This is a genomic window from Pseudomonas sp. IT-P258 (assembly GCF_949767825.1).
GTDB classification, from domain to species: domain Bacteria; phylum Pseudomonadota; class Gammaproteobacteria; order Pseudomonadales; family Pseudomonadaceae; genus Aquipseudomonas; species Aquipseudomonas monachiensis.
Genome location: NZ_CATKPU010000068.1, coordinates 1 through 389 on the forward strand (window position 1 = coordinate 1; position 389 = coordinate 389).

The following is a 389-nucleotide window of genomic DNA, read 5'->3' on the forward strand; positions in this document are numbered from 1 at the left end:
CAGCTACAGCTACACCTTGGTCGATAACGAAGCCCACCCAACTGCCAATGGTGCCAACTCACTCCCTGAGCAGTTCGCCGTCACCGTGGTCGACGACAACGGCACCACCGCCACCGGTTCACTCGACGTCAACATCGTCGACGACCTGCCCAACGCCGTGGGCGACAGCAATGGCACCGCTTCGGAAACCCTGCTGACGTTGAACGGCAACGTATTGGGCAACGACGTGCAAGGCGCCGACCGCGTGACGGTTGGGGAGAATAGCGGCCCGATCACCCCCGGCACCTTCACCGGCACCTACGGCACCCTGGTGCTGAATGCCAACGGCACCTACACCTATACCCTCAACACCAGCGATGCCGATTTCAAGGCGTTGCATGGCGGCGGCA

General features: G+C 62.2%; 1 protein-coding gene. It reads left to right on the forward strand.

Annotation, left to right across the window (positions count from 1 at the left end; all coding sequences use genetic code 11):
• Nucleotides 1-389: Ig-like domain-containing protein (locus tag ACM6G4_RS22520; RefSeq protein ID WP_414914657.1), on the forward strand; the 389-nt coding region annotated here is incomplete at both ends.